At 71.5% G+C, this 15,312-nt stretch carries 11 protein-coding genes; 2 read left to right on the forward strand and 9 right to left on the reverse strand.

Going from position 1 to position 15,312, the window contains the following annotated elements; all coding sequences use genetic code 11:
* Positions 1–108 precede the first annotated feature (108 nt).
* The gene (locus ABT070_RS24905) at positions 109–1,824 is read left to right on the forward strand and encodes an MOSC domain-containing protein (RefSeq protein ID WP_351764065.1); all 1,716 of its coding nucleotides are present in this window, start codon (positions 109–111) and stop codon (positions 1,822–1,824) included.
* Positions 1,825–1,961: 137 nt separating this feature from the next.
* Here the strand turns inward: ABT070_RS24905 and ABT070_RS24910 are convergent, their stop codons facing one another.
* The 6 genes from ABT070_RS24910 to ABT070_RS24935 all read right to left on the reverse strand — a co-directional run bounded on the left by ABT070_RS24910 (position 1,962) and on the right by ABT070_RS24935 (position 10,889).
* Positions 1,962–4,322, reverse strand: coding sequence for an AbfB domain-containing protein (locus ABT070_RS24910; RefSeq protein ID WP_351764066.1), 2,361 nt, complete (start codon positions 4,320–4,322; stop codon positions 1,962–1,964).
* A gap of 206 nt (positions 4,323–4,528) precedes the next feature.
* Entirely contained in the window at positions 4,529–5,563 is a 1,035-nt protein-coding gene (locus ABT070_RS24915) for an ABC transporter permease (protein WP_451102841.1), read from the reverse strand.
* Positions 5,560–6,522 (reverse strand): ABC transporter permease, encoded by a 963-nt coding sequence (locus ABT070_RS24920; protein ID WP_351764068.1) that lies wholly within the window; start codon positions 6,520–6,522, stop codon positions 5,560–5,562. Before ABT070_RS24920 ends, ABT070_RS24915 begins: the two co-directional genes overlap by 4 nt.
* Positions 6,515–8,074, reverse strand: coding sequence for a sugar ABC transporter ATP-binding protein (locus ABT070_RS24925; RefSeq protein ID WP_351764069.1), 1,560 nt, complete (start codon positions 8,072–8,074; stop codon positions 6,515–6,517). The genes ABT070_RS24920 and ABT070_RS24925 overlap by 8 nt, the downstream gene beginning before the upstream one ends.
* Before the next feature lie 79 nt (positions 8,075–8,153).
* The gene (locus tag ABT070_RS24930; protein ID WP_351764070.1) at positions 8,154–9,248 is read right to left on the reverse strand and encodes an ABC transporter substrate-binding protein; all 1,095 of its coding nucleotides are present in this window, start codon (positions 9,246–9,248) and stop codon (positions 8,154–8,156) included.
* Between the two features lie 606 nt (positions 9,249–9,854).
* Positions 9,855–10,889 (reverse strand): LacI family DNA-binding transcriptional regulator, encoded by a 1,035-nt coding sequence (locus ABT070_RS24935; RefSeq protein WP_351764071.1) that lies wholly within the window; start codon positions 10,887–10,889, stop codon positions 9,855–9,857.
* Positions 10,890–11,306: 417 nt separating this feature from the next.
* On the opposite strand from ABT070_RS24935, the gene ABT070_RS24940 reads away from it, so the two are divergent.
* Complete coding sequence (locus tag ABT070_RS24940; RefSeq protein WP_351764072.1) at positions 11,307–12,134, forward strand: alpha/beta fold hydrolase; 828 nt, start codon at positions 11,307–11,309, stop codon at positions 12,132–12,134.
* 1 nt (position 12,135) lies between these two features.
* Here ABT070_RS24940 and ABT070_RS24945 read toward each other — a convergent pair whose 3' ends face one another.
* The 3 genes from ABT070_RS24945 to ABT070_RS24955 form a co-directional block, all read right to left on the reverse strand.
* Positions 12,136–12,609 carry a GNAT family N-acetyltransferase gene (locus ABT070_RS24945; protein WP_351764073.1) on the reverse strand — a complete coding sequence of 158 codons (474 nt, stop codon included), beginning with the start codon at positions 12,607–12,609 and terminating at the stop codon, positions 12,136–12,138.
* Between the two features lie 61 nt (positions 12,610–12,670).
* Entirely contained in the window at positions 12,671–13,342 is a 672-nt protein-coding gene (locus ABT070_RS24950; protein WP_351764074.1) for a hypothetical protein, read from the reverse strand.
* 332 nt (positions 13,343–13,674) lie between these two features.
* On the reverse strand, positions 13,675–15,132 hold the full coding sequence (locus tag ABT070_RS24955; protein WP_351764075.1) for an amidase: 1,458 nt from the start codon (positions 15,130–15,132) through the stop codon (positions 13,675–13,677).
* Positions 15,133–15,312: the final 180 nt, after the last annotated feature.

Here is a 15,312-nt window from a genome sequence, read left to right on the forward strand (position 1 = left end):
CCGCCGTCGGATCGCGACGGCGGCGGATCGAGAACTAGTATCGGATTCGGCGCATCTCACGGCGCCGCCCGGGGGCTGCCCCGGCCGGACATCCCCAGGAGGTCCGCGATGGTGACGCTGCTGTCCGTCAACGTGGGCCTGCCCCAGGACGTCTCCTGGCAGGGCAGGACCGTCCGCACCTCGGCCTGGAAGTCCCCGGTGGACGGACCCCGGATGGTGCGACGGCTGAATGTCGAGGGTGACGGACAGGGCGATACGGCCGGGCACGGCGGGGACATCCGCGCGGTGCTCGTCTACCAGGCCGAGTCCTACGAGTACTGGCGCAAGGAGCTCGGTCGCGACGACCTGACCTACGGGATCTTCGGGGAGAACTTCACCGTCGACGGCCTGCCCGACGACGAGGTGTGCATCGGCGACCGGTACCGCATCGGCGAGGCCGAGTTCGAGGTCACCCAGCCCCGCGTCACCTGCTACCGCGTCGGCATGCGCCTGGGCGAACCGGCCATGGCCTCCCTGCTGGTGGCCCACCACCGCCCCGGCTTCTACCTCAGAGTGATCACCGAAGGGCGCGTCGCGGCCGGCGACGAGATCACCCTGGTCCGCAAAGGCCCTGAGGAACTCAGCGTCGCCGACACCGACGCGCTGCTCTACCTGCCCGACCGCGACCCGGTCAAGCTGCGCAGAGCGCTCGGCATCCCCGCGCTGAGCCCCGGTTGGCGGCAGTCCTTCCGGGAGCTCGTCGCCGCCCGGCAGCCCGGGCAGGAGGCGGGATGGCCCGGCTTCAAGAGCCTGCGGGTCGCGCGCGTCGTCCGGGAGACCCCCGCCGTCTCGTCGATCTACCTCAACACCGTCGACGGCACCGGCCTGCCCCCGGCTCGCCCGGGTCAGTATCTGTCCCTGCGGCTCCCCGTCGGCGAGGGCGCCCCCGCGGTACGCAGCTACTCCCTGTCCTCCGCGCCCGGCCCCGGCGCCTACCGCATCAGCGTCAAGCACGAGCCCCACGGGCGGGTCAGCGGCTACCTCCACACCGTGCTGCGCCCCGGCGACCTGGTGGACGTCGCGAGCCCACGCGGCACGTTCGTACTCGAGGAGGGCGACCGTCCGGTCGTCCTGATCTCCGCGGGGATCGGCGTCACCCCGGTCCTCGCCATGCTCCACCGGCTCGCCGCCACCCGGGATCCACGCCCCGTCTGGTGGATCCACACCGCCCGTGACCACGCCCATCACGCCTTCGCCGAGGAGGCCCGCGCGCTGCTGGCACAGCTCCCCGACGCGCACGAGCACATCTTCTACACGGCGGGGACCGGCCCCGGGCCCGGTGACCCCCGGGTCGCTCCGGGCCGGCCGACGGCCGAGTCGCTCGCGGCCCTGGGCCTTCCCGCCGACGCCGACGTCTATCTCTGCGGCCCGACCGCCTTCATGGACGACATCGGCGGCGTGCTCAGCGCACACGGACCGAGTGCCGAGCGGATCCATCGGGAGCAGTTCGGCGCGCTGCCCGCCGTCAACCCCGGTGTCACCCCCGGCACGGCAACGCGGCCGCACCAGCCACCGGGCCCCACGGGGGCCGGGCCCCTGGTCACCTTCGCCCGCAGCGGTCTCGCCACCCCCTGGTCCGCCGCGCGCGCCTCGCTCCTCGAACTCGCCGAGGCCTGCGACATCCCCACCCGCTGGTCCTGCCGCACGGGCGTCTGCCACACCTGCGTCACGCCGCTGGTGTCGGGTGACGTCACCTACACCACTGAGCCCCTGGAACTCCCCGAGCCCGGCACCGCCCTCGTGTGCTGCGGCACTCCGGTGACGGAGGTCGTCCTCGACCTCTGACCGGCCGGCGCGGAGACGGAGGTCGGTCCCGGTGACGGGAGGAAAGCCTCCCCCGCCACCAGGACCGCCACCAGGACCGCGGCCGGACCGCGGCCGGGACGCGGCCGGGAGCGTCGCCGTCGGCGGCCGCTCCGGGGTCACGGGGCCCAGGGCGCCTCCACGGACCACGTCGTGTCCTCGGTGAACAGGGCGGGGCCGTCCCAGGTGTGCGTACCGCCCGGAGTGGCCAGCCACAACTCGGCGTTGTAGTGGCGCAGATACTGCTCGGGGAAGTTGTACGCCGACAGCCGCACGCCGCCGTTCGCGCCCCGGACGGGGCAGAAGGTGGCGTCGGCCCGGAACAGATCGGTGCTGCCGGACTCCTTGTAGACGCGGTAGTCGCGGTGGCGGAGGTACTGGCCGGGGTAGTTGCGCGACTCGAAGCTGTAGCAGGTGCCGTTCGCCAGTCCGGGGACGATCTTCCAGGTGGCGTCGTTCTTCAGCAACGCGTCGCCGCCGGCGGTGACGACATCGGTGAAGCCGGCGCCGTCCCTGTGGCGCAGGTACCGGTCGGTGTAGCCGGGTGTCGTCACCCGCAGGGACCTGTACTGGTCGACCGGCAGGGTGACCGGGGCGGTCGAGGCCTGGGAGGCGTCGATCAGCGCGCGGTTGGCGGCTCTGACCCGGGCCTCGTCGACCTTGACCACCTGACGGTCGTAGGTGAGCAGGCCGTTGGCCTCGTTCTCGACGTCGGTGATCTCGGTGTAGACCGACGCGGACAGGCCGCGCGGCATGCGCACCTCGCGGATCGCGTCGAGCAGGCCCACGAACCGGTTGTCCAGGTGCGCGGGGTCGGGCTGGTCCTCGTAGCTGAAGCCGCCGCCCGGGTACCACTCGTGCCCGGCGACCTTGTATCCCAGTCCGCCGAACTCGCCGAGCACGGCGGCACGGGTGGGGCTGGGCACGGTGGTGCCGGGACCCACGTAGACGTGATGGTCGAGGAGGTCGCCGTTTCCACCGTCGACGGCTCCGCAGCAGTTGACGCCGCTCATGTTGTCGACGAGCCGGGACGGGTCGTACGCCTTGACCCTGTCGGCGATCCGGGCCTGGTCGTACTGGCCCCAGCCCTCGTTCTGATCCACCCACACGACCAGCGACGGCGAGCTGCGGTGCTGGTCGATGATCCGGTCGTACTCGGCCTCCCACTGGGTGCGGGCCGCGGCGTCGGGGGTGCGCTCCATGGACGGCATGTCCTGCCAGACCAGCAGGCCGAGCCGGTCGGCCCAGTAGAACCAGCGCTGCGGTTCGACCTTGATGTGCTTGCGGACCATGTTGAAGCCGAGGTCCTTGTGCTTCTGGAGGTCGTGGCGCAGGGCCGCGTCGGTGGGCGCGGTGTAGATGCCGTCCGGCCAGTAGCCCTGGTCGAGGGTGCCGGTCTGGAAGACGAACTTCCCGTTCAGGACCGGGCGTTGCATGCCGCCGACACTGGCCAGGCCGATCGTGCGCAGGCCGGTGTAACTCCCGACCGAGTCGACGGTCGTGGTGCCGGAGAGCAGGTCGGCCCTGACGTCGTAGAGGAACGGGTCGTCCGGGCTCCACAGGTGCGGGTTCGGGACGGGCACCGTGAACTCGGCGCCGACGGCGCCGGTGGCCGTGCCCACGGTGACGCCGCCGGTGGAGACCGTGACGCGGGCCTGGTGGCCGCTGGTACCGGTGCCCCGGACGGTCACCTTGAGGCGGCTGTTCGCCGGGTCCGGGACAAGGTCGAGGCGGCTGACGTAGGCGGGCGCGGTGGGCTCCAGCCACACCGTCTGCCAGAGGCCGGACGCGGCGGTGTACAGGATGCCGCCGCCTGCGTGCGGGGCGACGTCGCGGATGCGCTGCTTGCCGATGGCCTGGGTGCCGGTCTCGGTGGGGTCCCAGACGGAGACCAGCAGGGTGTTGGCGCCGCCGTTCAGCAGGCCGGTGATGTCGTAGGAGAAGGCGTCGTAGCCGCCGCTGTGGACGGCTCCCGCCTGTTGCCCGTTGACCCAGACGGTCGTACGCCAGTCACTGGCACCGAAGTTGAGCTGGACCCGGCGACCGCTCCAGCCGGAGGGGACGGTGAAGGCGCGCTTGTACCAGAGCCTGTCGTTCTGGGTGATCTTGCGCTGGATGCCGGAGAGCGCGGACTCGGCGACGAACGGGACCCGGATCTGCTCGGTGAACGAGGCGGGCGGGCCGGCGTCGGCCGACGTGACCGCGAAGTCCCAGATGCCGTTGAGGTTGGCCCAGTCCGGGCGGGTCAGCTGCGGGCGCGGATATTCGGGAAGGGGGGTGTCGGTGGGGACCTGGTTCGTCCACGGGGTGGTCATCGGCGACGGCTTGGGCGTCCACGCCTGGGCGGCGGCGGCCGCGGGTCCGGTGGCCGTCAGTGCCGTCCCGCCGAGCAGGGTGAGCGCGGCGAGCGCGGTGGTGGCCCACCGCGCTCGTCGTCCCAGCCGGGCGAACGGATTTCGGCCTGCGGGTGTTCGACGCATCGTGCCTCCTTGACTCGTGGGGTGGGGAGACGTGCGCGTGCGGGGGGGGCGGCCGGGGGGAGGTCCGGCCGCCCGGAACCGGACGCGGCGGCGGGGCCGGGCGAGGCTCCCCCACCGTCCAGGGCTTGTTCGCAATCCGTTCAGGGCCGGTTCGGGGTTCGTCTGGGGGCTGGATCGGGGTTCGTCGGGGGCCGGTTCGGCGTCTGTCACATGAGTTGTCGGCGGCGGCCCAGCCAGGTCTGGGCGATCACGACCACCGCCAGGAACGCGCCGCTGACGACCTGCTGGTAGGAGGAGTCGAGCGAGCCGATCTGGTTGATGACGTTCTGGATCACCTTCAGCAGCAGGACCCCGACCAGCGAGCCGCTGACATAGCCGAGCCCGCCGGTCAGCAGGGTGCCGCCGATGACGACGGCGGAGATGGCCTCGAGTTCCATGCCGCTGCCGAGGATGGTCACGCCGGAGGCGAGCCAGGCGGCGTTGAGGGCGCCCGCCAGTCCGGCGAGCAGTCCCGACAGGGCGTAGACGAGGATCTTGGTGCGGGCCACCGGCGCACCCATCAGGGCGGCGGCGTCCTCGTTGCCGCCGACCGCGTAGACGTGCTGCCCGAAGCGGGTCCGGCGCAGGACGACGGCTCCGGCGACGAACAGGGCCAGCGTGATCCACACCGGGTTGGCGAGGCCCAGGGTGCTGCCCTGGCCGAGCTCGGCGAGGAAGGAGCCCTTGCCGATGAGGTAGGTGTCGGCGCCCTCGTCGGTGAGCGCCAGCATCAGTCCGCGCGCGCCCAGCATGGCGGCGAGGGTGACGATGAACGGCGCGAGGCGGGAGCGGGCGACCAGCAGGCCGTTGACGACGCCGATGAGTCCGCAGACGGCGAGCGGCAGCAGCAGGGCCACCAGGGTTCCGTGCCGCGATCCCCAGGCCGCGAGGACGCCGCCGAGGGCGAACAGGGAGCCGACGGACAGGTCGATCCCGCCGGTGATGATGACGAAGGTCATGCCGAGGGCGACGATCGCCAGAAAGGCCGAACTGGTCGCCATGTTGCTGATGTTGTCGCCGGTGGCGAAGGAGTCGAAGGAGAACGACGCCACCAGGGACACGATCAGCAGGACGGCCAGTGCGCCGTGCTGCTGGACGAGGGCGCTGAGCCGTTCGGAGCGTGCGGAGCCCACCGGGCGGGCGTCCTGTGGCGGTGCGATACCGGCAGTGGTCACGGGTGCTTCCGTGTTCGTGGTGGTCAACGCTTTCCCCGTCCCCGTGCCGCGTAGACCGCGGCGACGATCACGATGGCCTGGGCGATCTGGGTCCAGGAGGGTGGCAGATCGTGCTTGATGAGGGTGGCGGTGAGGAGCTGGATGAGGACGGCTCCCGCCACGGTGCCGCCGATGTTGACCCGGCCGCCGGTCAGCGGGGTCCCGCCGACGACGACCGCGGTGATCGCGGACAGCTCCATCAGGTTGCCCAGCGAGGTGGGGTCGCTGGCCTGGAGGCGGGCGGTGGCCAGGACGCCCGCGACCGCCGCGAGGAGCGCGCAGACGACGTACACGATGATCAGCACGCGGCGCACGGGCAGGCCGGCGAGCTGGGCGGCGGGGCGGCTGTCGCCGATGGCGAGGAGCTGGCGTCCGAAGGTGGTGCGGCGCACCACGAAGGCCACCAGCAGGGCCAGGGCCGCGGCGATGAGGATCAGGTAGGGGATGCCAAGGACGTCGCCCGAACCCAGGGAGGCCAGCGAGGGGTTGCGCAGATCCTTGAGCTGCGGCAGCAACACCAGGGCGACTCCGCGGCCGCCGACCATGAGCGCGAGCGTGGCGACGATCGGCTGCACCCCGACGTACGCGACCAGCGCGCCGCCCGCCAGCCCGACCGCCGCGGCGAACAGCGCGACCGCCAGCAGCGCGGGCAGCAGCCCGTAGCCGAGGTACAGGGCGGTCACGGAGGCCGCCAGTGCCATCACTGCGCCCACCGACAGGTCGACGCCCTCGGTGCCGATGACCAGGGCCATGCCGAGGGCGACGATGATGACGGGGGCGACCTGGACGGCCTGGGTGCGGAAGTTCTCCGCGGTCAGGAAGTACGGGGTGATGACGGTGTTGACGACGAGCAGGGCCGCCACACCGGCGTAGACGCCGTAGACCTGGAGCCACTGCAGGAGTCGGGTCCTGTCCGACGGGGCGCTGCGGAGGGCGACTTCAGCCATCGACGGCCGCCTCCTCGTCGGCGTCCCGCGCGGGGTCGTTCCCGGCGATGGTGCGCATGAGCTTGTCCTCCGTGACGTCGTCGCCGGTCAGCTCGCCGACGACGGCGCCGTCTTTCAGTACGACCACGCGGTCGGACCCTTCGATGAGTTCCTCCAGGTCGGAGGAGATGAGCAGGACGCCCAGGCCGTCGGCGGCCAGTTCGTCGACGAGTTTCTGCACCTCGGCCTTGGCGCCGACGTCGATGCCGCGGGTGGGCTCGTCGAGCAGCAGCACCTTGGGATTCATCGCGAGCCACCGGGCGAGCAGCACCTTCTGCTGGTTGCCGCCGGAGAGTTCGCCCACCTTCTGGTGCGGTGAGGAGGCTTTGATGCGCAGCCGCTCGATGAAGGTGTCGACGACGCTGTCGACGCGGGCTTCGGAGACCAGCCCGAAGCGGGAGAGCCGGGGCAGCACGGCCAGCGCGATGTTCTCCCGCACCGAGAGACCGGGGACGATGCCCTCGCTCTTGCGGTCCTCGGGCAGCAGGCTGATCCCCGCGCGGATGGCCGCCGGGGTCGAGCCCGCGCGCAGCGGCACACCGGCCACCGTGACCCCGCCCGAGCGTGCGGTCAGGGCGCCGGCGATGGTTTTCGCGGTCTCGGTGCGTCCGGAGCCGAGCAGTCCGCCGAGGCCGACGACCTCGCCGGGGCGGATGCTCAAGGAGACGCCGTGCAGCTTGTGCGGCACCGTCAGGTCCGAGGCGGTGAGCACCGGTTCGGCGTCGGCGGCGCCGTGGTCGCCGGTGAACTTGGTGAGGCCCTCCGCGCGGACCTCCCCCAGGTCGCGGCCGAGCATCGTGGACACCAGGGAGAGGCGGTCGAGGTCGGCGAGCCGGCCGTGGTGCACCCGGCGGCCGTCGCGAAGCACGGTGACGGTGCTGCACACGGCGTACAGCTCGTCCAGGCGGTGGCTGACGTAGACGACCGCGATGCCCGCGTCGCGCAGACTCCGGATCACCGAGAACAGGGTCTCGACCTCACGCGGTTCGAGGGAGGAGGTCGGTTCGTCCATGACGACGACGCGCGCCTCGGTGGCGACCGCGCGGGCCAGGGCCACCATCTGCTGGGCGCCGACCCCGAGGGTGCGCAGCGGCCTGCGGACGTCCACCCGCACCCCGTAGGTGCTCAGGGTCTGTTCGGCCTCGCGGTTCATGCGGCCCATGTCGAGCACGCCGAACCGGTTGCGCGGCTCGCGGCCGAGGAACAGGTTGCGGGCAACGCTGAGCAGCGGGATCAGGTTGACCTCTTGGTAGATGGTCGAGATCCCGGCCTTCTGGGCTTCGAGCGGCGTGGCGAAGGAGACCCTGCGGCCCTGGAAGACGATCTCGCCGGCGTCGGGCCGGTACACGCCGGTGAGGAGTTTGATGAGGGTCGACTTGCCGGCGCCGTTCTCGCCGATCAGGGCGTGGACCTCACCGGCGTGCAGGGTCAGGTCCACGTCGTCCAGGGCCCGGACGCCGGGGAAGGTCTTGCTCAGTCCGCGGACGGCGAGCACTTCGGCGGGGGGTGCCACCTGTGCCTCCAGGATGCGATGCAGGAAGTGACGGGGAGCGGGAGGGGCCCGCCGGGCGGGCGGGCCCCTGACGGGCCGGTCAGTAGGCCTTGCCGATGCCTGCCTCGGCGTTGTCCGTGGTGTAGGCGCCGTCCTCGATGACGATGTCCTGCGCCACGCTCTCGCCCTTGGTGAAGGTGTCCAGCGTCTGGAAGGCCAGCGGCCCGAAGCGCGGGTTGGACTCGACGACGCCGCTGATCCAGCCGTCCACGATGCCCTGGACGGCGTTGCGGGTGCCGTCCACGGTGACGATCTCGACGTCGCCCGCCTTCTTGCCGGCGCCCTTCAGCGCGGCCACCGCGCCCAGGCCCATCTCGTCGTTCTCGGCGTAGATCCCCTTGATGCCGGGCTTGGACTGGATGAGCTGCTCGGTGACCTGCTGGCCCTTCTCGCGGGCGAAGTCACCGGTCTGCTCGAACACCACCTTCAGGCCCGGCGCCTTCTCGGCGATCTGGTCCTTGAAACCCTTGGTGCGCTCGGTGGTGACGTTGTTTCCGGCCGAGCCGAGCAGGATGGCGACCTCGCCCTTGCCACCGGTCGCCTCGATCATCTGGTCGGCGGCGCGCCGGCCCTGCTCGACGAAGTCGGAGGCGATGAAGGAGACGTAGTCCTTGCAGGCCGTGGCGTTGATCTTGCGGTCGATCGTGACGATCGGGACCTTCTTGGCCGCGGCCGCCTGGAGCACGGGGTCCCAGCCGTCGGAGTTGAGCGGGGCGATGACCAGCAGGTCGGCGCCCTTGGCCAGCAGGTCCTGGACGTCGCTGATCTGCTTGGAGAACTGCGACTGGGCGTTGGCCGTCAACAGCTTGACGCCCCGCTTCTTCGCCTCGTCCTTGATGGACTGTGTCTCCGCGATGCGGAACGGGTTGGCTTCCTTCTCCGACTGGGAGAAGCCGACGGTGGCGTTCTTGAGGTCCAACTTCTCACCGCCGTACGCGTCGACGGTGCAGGTCTTGCCGCCCGGCGCGGGCGAGGCGACCTTCTGTGCGGCGTCGGCGGCCGCCGAGGACTTGGTGTCGCTCGACGTGTCGTCCTCCGACTTCGCACAGGAGGTGGCGGTCAACGCCACCGCCGCGGCAAGGGAGATGACCACGGGGCGGGCGAGAGGACGACGACGGTGGGTGGTGCGCTGCATGGTGACCCCGATCCGGGCGACGCTGGAAGGACACTGGGGAGGTGGTGAGCGAGCAGAGGCCGAGCAAGTCGAGCAAGGTCGTGCCGTGGTCGAGCGGTAGCTGAGCAGTAGCCGTGCAGTAGCCGAGCCGAGAAAGGTGCTTCTCCCCTGGCGGGAAAGGTCGTTCGACCCGCCGCACAGTGGTTTTTACATCGTTGGAAGAGCGCTGTAAACCCCCTGTGCACGCACTGTGCGGGGTCCGCCGCGAGCAAGTCGGGGAACACCACCCGCCCCTGCGGCCTCAAGGCCGGCGGTCCGGAACGCGTCGCGGCCGGGTGATCCAGGTGCCTCGCGGCGCCGTCGGGCGGCAGACGCGCTCGCGAAGAAGCCCCGCCCGCGACCACGCCGCTCACGACCGCATGTGCAAAAGAGCAACGCGCTTCCGACAAGGCGGAGTCGGCGAATCGCTCGCCTGCGGACGTCAGAAGGCGTGCGGCAGTCCGGCCGACACGGCAGGCAGGCAGGCCGGCAGGCAGGCACTCGACCGGGCCGCCGAGACTACGGTCGGGTCACGCAGCCTCGCGAAGGCTCGGGCGGAAAGCGATTCGCACACGCACCGCCCGAAGGTCAGCCGCGGCCGCCGCCGCTCGCCGCCGCCCGGCCCAGGGTGCTCTCCCGCTCCACGAGGCGGTGGTCCGCCCGGACACGGCGCGGCTCGGGCGCCTCGCCGCCGCCGAGCCGTGCCAGCACCGACTCGACCGCGAGACGGCCGATGGCCGCCTTGTCCGGCGACACGGAGGTGAGGGTCACCGCTCCGAAGCGTCCCTCGACCACGTCGTCGAAGCCGACGACGGCGATGTCCTCGGGGACGCGCAGTCCCCGTTCGTGCAGGACACGCATCGCGCCGATGGCCATCGGATCGTTGTAGGCGAAGACCGCGTCGGGGCGCCGTCCGGAATCCAGGATGCGGTTCATGGCGGCCGCCCCGTCCGCGTGTCCCCACCCGTCGGTGGCGGCGACGAGCCCGTCGTCGGCCGGGAGGCCGGCCGCGGTGAGCTCCTCGCGCCAGCCGCGTACGCGCAGTTGCGCGGGCTCGCTGCGCCCGCGTCGGGCGCCGATGAAGGCCACCTCCCGCCGCCCGAGCCCGTTCAGATGCCGGACGGCGGCGCGGGCCGCGGCGACGTTGTCGATCGCGATGTGGTCGTACGGCAGGTCGTAGTCGCGCTCGCCGAGCAGGACCAGCGGTACGTTCTCCGCCCGGTCGCGCAGGTCCTCGGTCTCGAGCTCGATGGGACTGAGGATGAGGCCGTCGATGACCCGCGCCCGGAAACCCTGGCTGACCAGGATCTCCTGCTCGCGGTGCCCTCCGGTGTGGTCGAGCAGCACGATGTACTCGTGCGCGGCGGCGGCGTCGATGACGGCGGCCGCCAGCTCGGCGAAGTAGGGGTTGCCGAGTTCGGGCAGGGCGAGCGCGATGATGCCCGTACGCCCCTTGCGCAGATGCCGGGCGGCCAGGTTGGGCCGGTAGCCGAGCACGTCGATGGACCGCTGGACACGCTCGCGCATGGCGGGCGTGATGTGCTGGTAGTTGTTCACCACGTTGGAGACGGTCTTGATGGAGACCCCCGCATGCGCGGCGACGTCCTTGAGGCTGACCCGCACGGCATTCCCTTTCGCAGCGTCCCGACGGGATGACGGCCGGTGCGGCTACGGGGTCGTCACCGTGGGCGGGCGCCGAGCCCCCATACTTGACTTTTACAACGTTATACAGGCGCTCTCGCCACACTGACAAGGCGGGTGACGGACGGCGGTCGCGGGGTGCGAGCCCGCGCCGGCGGGCCGGACCACCGAATCCGCGGCTCCCGCCGTGATCCGGCCACATGGCCGACGCGCCCCGCATCTGCCCGTCGACTACAGTTTCCCCTGAGACGTGCTCCTACCGGTCGCCATTCGCCGCTGCCCTGGCCGTCGACCCTACGTGCGCCCGCCGCCGGGCGCTGCACGGTTCTCGATCGACCCCATTCGAGCGTCGAACCCGCCCCGCTGCGGAGTTCCGGAACAGCACGAGAGGGAAAAGCCATGCCCTTTGCTTCCGCCAAGGACGGCACGAACATCTTCTTCAAGGACTGGGGCTCGGGACAACCGGTCGTGTTCTCCCACGGCTGGCCGCTCACCGCCGACGCCTGGGATCCGCAACTGAAACTGATGGCGGACAACGGATTCCGGGCCGTGGCCCACGACCGGAGAGGCGGCGGCCGCTCGGGGCAGAGCTGGGACGGCAACAACCTCGACACCTATGCCGACGATCTCGCCGCGGTCATCGAAGAACTCGACCTGCGGAACGTCATCCTGGTCGGCCATTCCACCGGCGGCGGTGAAGTGACGCGCTACATCGGGCGCCACGGTTCGAGCCGTGTCGCCAAGGCCGTCCTGGTCGGCGCCATCCCCCCGCTGATGCTGAAGACGGACGCGAATCCGGAGGGGCTGCCGATCGAGGTCTTCGACGAGATCCGGGAAGGCGTGGCAACGGACCGTTCCCAGTTCTACAAGGACCTGAGCGCGGCCTTCTACGGCGCCAACCGCGACGACTCGACCGTCACCCAGGGAACTCGCGACGAGTTCTGGCTGTGGGGAATGACGGTGGGCATCAAGGGCGCGTACGACTGCGTCAAGGCATTCTCCGAGACGGATCTCACCGAGGACCTCAAGAAGATCGACGTCCCGACGCTGATCGTGCACGGGGACGACGACCAGATCGTTCCCATCGTCGCTTCGGGCGACAAGAGCTCGAAGCTGGTCAAGGGCGCGGTGTACAAGGTGTATTCCGGCGCCCCCCACGGATTGGCGATGGTTCCGAAGTTCGCCGGGAAGTTCAACGAGGACCTCCTCGAATTCGCACGCGGCTGAGCTACGGGACAAGGGCGGGCGCGGCCAGGTCCCGGTCGAAGACGGCCATGGCCCGGCCGGGGCCGTTGTAGTCGTCGACGATCTTCACGTCGAAGCCGAGACTTCGGTGGAAGGCGATCGAGCCGGTGTTGGCGACGGACGTGATCGCTTTCAACCGCCGTGCGCCCTGACGTTCCGCCGCTTCGGCGAAGGCCGCGTACAGACGACGCCCGAGACCCGTGCCCCGGGCGTCGTCCCGCGTGGCGATCAGATGGACGTACCCCGTGCCCTCCGGCGTGACGAACCCGAAGACGTACCCCCGGATTCCGTCCTCGGCCCGGGCCGCCAGGCAGGTGGGACCGAACTCCTGCACCAGTGCCAGCAGGTGCAGCGACCGGAGGTCGCGATCGCCCCAGTAGCGGGCGTGATCGGTCAGGACCTGGTGGAAGCCGGCAACGCCCGCCGGTGCGATCTGTATGCCCATGATGACGATCATCGCAGGCGTGCCTCGGCCGTTGCGGGCGGTCCGCACGGGCCGGGCAGGTTCGGCGACCTGTTCAGCGCCCCGGCCGCCGGAAGTGGGCGTAGGGCGGGTACGGCTTGAAGCAGATCAGCACCTCCAGGGGGTGCCCGCCGCCGGGTTGCTGGACCAGCGTGGGAAGCGCCGACATCATTGCCGCGTGGCCTTGGGTGACGCCTTTCCTGCGCGGGCCCCAACCCGCCGCGCCGGCGAGGCAGATGGCGGTCTCGGCGAAGACCTCCCGGTCACCGAAGAGGAAGAACGTGCGGGCGTGGGTGGCGTGCCGCAGCTCGTCCCGGCAGTCGGCCCGCCGTCCGCGCCCACTCCGTCCGGCGGCGTCCCCGGCCGTGCGCGCCTCGTGGGTGCCGACGGTCAGCGGAGTGCCGTTCACCAGCTTGCGCCGCAGCTCGGGCCACTTGCTGGGACGCAGGCCGAGCGTGTCGTGGACCAGGACGAGGTCGACCGGCTTGCCGAAGCCCTCGTCGGGCCGAATGCCGTCGCGCAACGGCACATGGACGATCGTGTGCCGGGAGTAGGCGGCGAAGGAGAACAGACCCGCGAGCCGGCTCAGCCCGTCATGGTCGCCGAGCAACAGGCCGATGGGCTCGGGGGCACTGAGCCACGTATGGCGAAGGGCCTTCCTCGGCTGGACCACACGGTGCTCGTGCGGTCCGGTCCTGGGCCTGAACTGTTGCAGCCTCAGCTGCATACGGGGTACCTCATCGCCTCAGGATCGCGGGCGCCGCGGCCCCGGGCAACGGAGATTCCGCCCGGCAGCGATCACCGGACGTGGCGCCGATCGTGTCCGGCTCGTCGAGTCCGGCCGGTCGCATCGTGCCCGCCGCGTCCAGTGGGACGCGTTGCCCCCGTCGGTTTCCAGCGGGCCCCAGCGTGGCCTTCGCTGCGCGCCCATCACGTCCAGCGGGTCCCGGCGCGTCCTTGCCCGCGTGCCCGTCGTGTCGCGCGGGTCGGCGGCGAGCCGGGGGTGTCGGCTCGCCTCCGCGGCCCGCCCCGGAGCCGGGGTCCCGGCATCTCCTGCGGTCAGCCCCAGAGCCGTGGCACTTCGGCCCGGTCCTCGACGGCCTGGGCGACGTCGAGGACGAGGTCCTCCTCGAAGCGGCCGCCGATCAGCTGCACCCCGAACGGCAGGCCGTTCTCGACGTGGACCGGCACGGTGACGGCGGGGAAGCCGAGGACGGGCACGGCGGTCATCGGCCACATGGCGGGGAACAGCCGCTGCGCCCGGCCCCGGTCCGTGATGTCGGCGTCCTGCTCGAAGGGCGGTTCGGCGCACACCGGGGTGAGCAGGATCCCGTCGCGGCCCAGGAGCTCCTGGAGCCGGGTGACGAGCGTCGCCCGCCGCGCCCATCCGTTGATGTAGGTCTCCAGATCAGGCCGCTCGCCCCACAGTTCGGCGGCGGCCGCGAAGTGGGCTTCCAGCGCGGTGCGGATGTCGTCCCCGCCGAGCTGGTGGACGACGGGCAGCATCGGACGGATGTCCTCGGTGATCAGCAGCGCCCACAGCCGCGCGGCCTCGGCCAGCAGGGGCAGTTCGGCCACCTCCTCGACCACGTGGCCGGCGTCCGCGAGGTGTGCGGCCGCCCGGTCGAGCGCACGGTCGACGGCCGGGTGGTTCTTGACGGTGCCGTTGCCGCGAACGAGCCGTACCCGCACGGGGCCTGCGGGGCGGGGCCGCGGGGGGACGGCGGGGACGCCGCTGGAGTCGCGCAGATCCGGTGTGGTCATGGCGTGCAGGGCGAGCCGGGCGTCCGCCACCGTACGGGCCAGGGGGCCCTGCACCGCGCAGGAGTGCACGGTGGGCGGGAAGTCGAGCTCGACCGGGCCCGCGGGGGTGTCGGCGTAAGCGGGCGGGGCCCAGTCGGAGATCCGGCCGACGGTGGGGCGTACCCCGACGACGCCGCAGCAGGCGGCCGGGAAGCGGATGGAGCCGCCGATGTCGTTGCCCTGGGCCAGCGGTGTCATCCCGGCCGCCAGGCTCGCGGCGGCTCCGCCGCTGGACCCGCCGGGGGTGCGTTCGGCGTCCCAGGGGTTGAGGGTGCGTCCGTGCAGTTCGTTGGTGGAGAACCAGCGCAGCGAGAAGGCGGGTGAGTTGCTCCGGCCCAGCGGTACGGCGCCGGCGGTGCGCAGGGCGGTGACGCAGGCGGCGTCGCCCTCCGCGGGGCGGTGCGCGAGGGCGGGGACGCCGTTGCTGGTGACATGGCCCCGCTGCTCGGTGTTGATCTTGATGGAGACGGGCACGCCGTGCAGGGGCCCCAGTTCGGCGCCCGAGACGGTCCGTTCGTCCGCCCGGCGGGCGTCCTCCAGGACTTCCTCGGGCCGCACGTCGACCAGCGCGTTCAGTCGGGGGTTGGTCTCCTCGATGCGTTCCAGACAGGAGCGCACCAGCTCGGTGGAGGAGATCTCACGGGCCCGGACGGCGGCGGCGAGTTCGGTCGCGGAAAGCTGCCACGGCTGCGTCGGGCGGGGAGAAGTCGCCATCGGATACCTCTTCGATTGCGGGGCCGGCCCGGCGGCGGCACGGGGCGGGCGTCGGTGGGTGAGGCCGGGGAAGGTCGGAAGGAAACAGGTGGAACGGCCTGGCGGGAATGAGCGGGGAGGGGAGGAACGGCGCCCGTCCCGTTCACGCGGCAGGACGGCTGCGGCCGGGCGGGGAGGAAG

It is taken from the genome of Streptomyces sp. NPDC002884, from assembly GCF_040295245.1.
Classification (GTDB): domain Bacteria; phylum Actinomycetota; class Actinomycetes; order Streptomycetales; family Streptomycetaceae; genus Streptomyces.

Excerpts from the sequence above, each read along its gene's own strand:
- ABT070_RS24905 (WP_351764065.1), top strand. The coding sequence starts at position 109 with ATGGTGACGCTGCTGTCCGTCAACGTGGGCCTGCCCCAGGACGTCTCC.
- ABT070_RS24910 (WP_351764066.1), bottom strand. The coding sequence starts at position 4,322 with ATGCGTCGAACACCCGCAGGCCGAAATCCGTTCGCCCGGCTGGGACGA.
- ABT070_RS24920 (WP_351764068.1), bottom strand. The coding sequence starts at position 6,522 with ATGGCTGAAGTCGCCCTCCGCAGCGCCCCGTCGGACAGGACCCGACTC.
- ABT070_RS24930 (WP_351764070.1), bottom strand. The coding sequence starts at position 9,248 with ATGCAGCGCACCACCCACCGTCGTCGTCCTCTCGCCCGCCCCGTGGTC.
- ABT070_RS24940 (WP_351764072.1), top strand. The coding sequence starts at position 11,307 with ATGCCCTTTGCTTCCGCCAAGGACGGCACGAACATCTTCTTCAAGGAC.
- ABT070_RS24945 (WP_351764073.1), bottom strand. The coding sequence starts at position 12,609 with ATGATCGTCATCATGGGCATACAGATCGCACCGGCGGGCGTTGCCGGC.
- ABT070_RS24950 (WP_351764074.1), bottom strand. The coding sequence starts at position 13,342 with ATGCAGCTGAGGCTGCAACAGTTCAGGCCCAGGACCGGACCGCACGAG.
- ABT070_RS24955 (WP_351764075.1), bottom strand. The coding sequence starts at position 15,132 with ATGGCGACTTCTCCCCGCCCGACGCAGCCGTGGCAGCTTTCCGCGACC.